Source organism: Streptomyces sp. PU-14G, assembly GCF_041028275.1.
Lineage (GTDB): Bacteria > Actinomycetota > Actinomycetes > Streptomycetales > Streptomycetaceae > Streptomyces.
This window is the reverse complement of the sequence record NZ_JASKYT010000519.1, coordinates 1-3,581: the sequence shown is the minus strand read 5'-3', so window position 1 is coordinate 3,581 and position 3,581 is coordinate 1. Positions and strand designations below refer to the sequence as shown.

Here is a 3,581-nt window from a genome sequence, read left to right as displayed (position 1 = left end):
GTACGGGCCTCATCGCCCGCGCCCGTCCCCCTCGCGGTCGCGTACGGGCCCGCGCTCTCCTCGCGGCTGTCGCGGCCACCGCACTGCTCGGCGGCGTCGCCGGGTGCGGAACCGGCGAAGACGGCGCGCGCACCGGCTCCGCCGGGGACGCAGGGCGCGCCGCGCGCGGCGACGGACAGCAGGCCGGGCACGGACGGGGGCAGGGCGACGCGCAGGGCTTCTCGCTGGTGGCCACCGGCGACCTGCTCGTCCACGACTCGATCATCCGGCAGGCGCGCGCGGACGCGGGCGGCTCAGGCTACGACTTCGGCCGCATGATCGAAGCGGCGAAACCGATGGTGCGGGACGCCGACCTGGCGATCTGCCACATGGAGACCGTCTACGGACCCGACGGTGGGCCGTTCTCCGGATACCCGCTCTTCAAGACGCCGCCGCAGCTGGCGCGCTCCGTCAAGAAGGTGGGCTACGACTCGTGTTCGACCGGCTCCAACCACACGCTGGACGACAGCAGCGACGGCGTGCACCGCACGCTCAAGGCCATGGACTCCGCCGGGCTCCAGCACGTGGGCTCCGCCCGCTCGGCCCGCGAACGCGAGCGACCGGCCGTGATGCGGGCCGGCGGCGCCAAGGTCGCACAGCTCGCCTACACCTACGGCACCAACGGCATCTCCCTGCCCGAGGACAAGCCCTGGCTCGTCAACCTGATCGAACCCGAGCGCATCATCCGGGACGCCCGCGCCGCGCGGCGTGCGGGTGCGGACGTGGTGGTCGTCAGCATGCACTGGGGCACCGAGTGGCAGCAGAAACCCGATCAGCTCCAGCGGTCCATGGCCGAGACACTGACCGCCTCCCGCTCCCACGGCCGCCGGGACATCGACCTGATCCTCGGCACCCACGCACATGTGCCGCAGGCGTACGAGAAGGTCAACGGCACCTGGGTCGTCTACGGCATGGGCGACCAGATCGCGGGCAAGATGAACGACCCCCGCGGCTCGATGGGCACCGCCGCCCGCTTCCACTTCGTCCCACCGGGGCGCACGTCCGACCGGGGGCACAAGGGGGCCTGGACGATCGACAAGGCCTCTTTCACCCCCTTCCTGATGCGGTCCTCACCCCGCTACACCCTCGTCAACCTCGCGTCCGGCAGCAGCAGGAGCGCCGGCGACCCCGCGCAGGACGAGGCCTACGACACCATCCGCGAGGCCGTCTTCAGCCGGGGAGCCAAGAAGGACGGCCTGCGCATGGTGTCGTAGCCGGAGCAGGGGCCGCACAGCGGCCGGACGGGACCGGACAGCGGCCGGACACGACCGGACAGGACAGAACGTGACGGGACAGGACCGGACAGGACCGGACTGGTTCGGATTGGGCCGGACAGGAGGGGAGTGGGTTACGCCGGGCCCGACCGTCCTGGACCTGCCGGACCCGTCGGCAGGCCCGGAACGGCGGCGGGTCCGGCGGCGGGCCCGGCGGCTGGAGCGGCGACGGCGGTGCCGCGGCGGCGTCCGGAACGGCCGAGGGCCACCGCCCCCGCCACCATCACCAGGCCGACGCCGCCCCCGACGAGGCCGATCGTCAACTCGGTGGTGTCCAGCGGCGGATGCTGGGTGGGCTGCACGCCGTTCGGCGGGGTGAGGAACGTCCTGCCCTGGTACTTCGCGGGAGCGGCGCCGTCGGCCGGTGGGTGAGAGACGGCCCGTACGGCCGCCGCCGCGTTGACCACTCCGTGGCCGACCAGCGGATTGTAGCCACCGGGCGGGTGCGCCGCCGTCCTGATGAGGAGGGCGCGGACCTGGGACGGCTTCAGCCCGGAGTCCTTGCCCAGCATCAGGGCCACGACCCCTGAGGTGAGCGCTGCCGCGGGCGAGGTGCCGTTGACGGGCTCGTAACCGCCGGTGTTCTTGGCGCTGACGATGCCGACGCCGGGAGCGGCGATCGTGTTGTACGTCCGGACGGTCGAGAACTCGGCGCGGCTGCCGCCCTGCTGGACGGCGGCCACGGCGATCACGCTCGGATAGCCGGCCGGGTAGGACGAGTCGTTGAACATGTCGCCCTCGTTGCCGGCCGAAGCGATCACGGGCACGCCCTCGTGGGCCGCGTGCGCGAGCGCCTTGGTCTCCTGTTCGTTGAAGCTGGAGCCGAAGGTCTCGCCGCCCAGCGACATCGAGACGACGTCGGCGCCGTGGTCGACCGCGTACGTGATGCCCTGGGCCACCGGGCTCGGACCGTTCGTCAGGTCCCCGTCGTTGTCCTTCTTGTCGTCGATGACCCGCACCGACAGGATGCTCGCCTCGGGGGCGACCTTCAGCACGTCGGAAGCCATCGCCGTACCGTGCTCGCCCCACCGCGGGTCGCCGGAGTGGAGGCCGTCCTTGACGTAGTCGGGGCCCGTGGTCACCTTCCCGGCGACCGCCGGATGGTCCTCGACGACGCCGCTGTCGAGGACCGCGACCTTCACGCCCTTGCCCCGGGTCGTCTTCTGCGCCGAGGACAGGCCCAGCGCCTCGGACTCCCAACTCGTGGGCGTCTTCGCCTGCGCCGGCGTCGCCGAGCCCACGCACAGCAGCGCGCTGGTGCCCGCCGCGGCGAACGCCGTGCCCAGACGCCGGCCGGTCCGCCGGATCTTCGGGTGTGTCATGAGGACTTCGTCTCCTCCAGCAGCAGGTTCTCCAGGTGCTGGTCCAGGTCCGAGGCGAGCGTCTTGGCCGCCTCGCGCCACGGAAGCCGGTCCGACTTGGCGTCGAACGTGTGCCTGCCCCACTGGCCCGGCAGGTGCCCCGCCCTGCGCCCGTCGACCGAACCCGCCGAGGCGGCGATGGCGTAGGGCATGTACAGCGTGTCGGTGGCCTGCATGCCGTCCGTGCCGTTGCGCCGGGTGTCCTTCCAGTCCTCGGCGAGCGTGTCGGGCACGGCGAACGCCTTGACGCCCTGACTCGGGACATCCTTGTCGCGCTGCTCGCTGAAGAAACCCTCCATCCCCTCCTCCGGATCGTCGACCTTGGGCAGGACGAGGACGGCGACGGTGGCGACGAGGTTGCCCGTCGGGTCGACGTAGGTGGCTCGCAACGCGGCCTCGCAGCCCCGCTTGTCGGCCTCCGCCGCCAGGTCACCCGTCAGCGCGTCCCCGCAGCCGGTCTCCTGCGCGATGCCCAGGCGGTGCCACTCGGCCAGCTTCGGGTCGGCCGGATCGGACTGCGCGTCGGCCTTCGGGCCGAGAGTCTCGGGGAAGATCTTGTCGACGGGTTCGTTCCGCCACAGGGCGGGGCCGTACTCGGTGCGGTTGGAGACGTTCTGACTCGCGTTCGCGTAGGTGTGGGCTGTCAGCCCACCGCCCGCGAGGAGAGCGAGACCGCCGACGACGCCGAGGAAGACGGTCAGGCAGGTGCGGCCGGTGTTCTTCTTCGGCCGCGGGCCCGGAGGCATACCCGTACCTGGCATACCCGCGCCCGGCACGCCCGTACCTGGCATACCCGCGCCCGGCACGCCCGCGCCCATGCCGGGCCCCGGCATCCCCGCGCCCGGTGTTCCGGGCGGTCCCGGTGGGGGGCCTGGCGGCATCGGCGGGGGCGCGCCGGGCCCCCCAC

Annotated in this window: 3 protein-coding genes; 1 reads left to right on the top strand and 2 read right to left on the bottom strand. The window is 72.6% G+C overall.

From position 1 onward, the window contains the following. Positions 1–11 precede the first annotated feature (11 nt). Positions 12–1,253 (top strand): CapA family protein, encoded by a 1,242-nt coding sequence (locus AB8Z75_RS32665; RefSeq protein WP_369208401.1) that lies wholly within the window; start codon positions 12–14, stop codon positions 1,251–1,253. A 134-nt stretch (positions 1,254–1,387) separates the two neighbouring features. On the opposite strand, the gene AB8Z75_RS32660 is transcribed toward AB8Z75_RS32665, so the two are convergent. Together AB8Z75_RS32660 and AB8Z75_RS32655 are read right to left on the bottom strand one after the other, a co-directional pair. After that, on the bottom strand, positions 1,388–2,635 hold the full coding sequence (locus AB8Z75_RS32660; RefSeq protein WP_369208399.1) for a S8 family serine peptidase: 1,248 nt from the start codon (positions 2,633–2,635) through the stop codon (positions 1,388–1,390). Continuing rightward, the gene (locus tag AB8Z75_RS32655; RefSeq protein WP_369208397.1) at positions 2,632–3,420 is read right to left on the bottom strand and encodes a hypothetical protein; all 789 of its coding nucleotides are present in this window, start codon (positions 3,418–3,420) and stop codon (positions 2,632–2,634) included. Before AB8Z75_RS32655 ends, AB8Z75_RS32660 begins: the two co-directional genes overlap by 4 nt. Positions 3,421–3,581 lie beyond the last annotated feature (161 nt).

Coding starts and splice junctions, on each gene's coding strand:
- AB8Z75_RS32660 (WP_369208399.1), bottom strand. CDS start 2,635: ATGACACACCCGAAGATCCGGCGGACCGGCCGGCGTCTGGGCACGGCG.
- AB8Z75_RS32655 (WP_369208397.1), bottom strand. CDS start 3,420: ATGCCTCCGGGCCCGCGGCCGAAGAAGAACACCGGCCGCACCTGCCTG.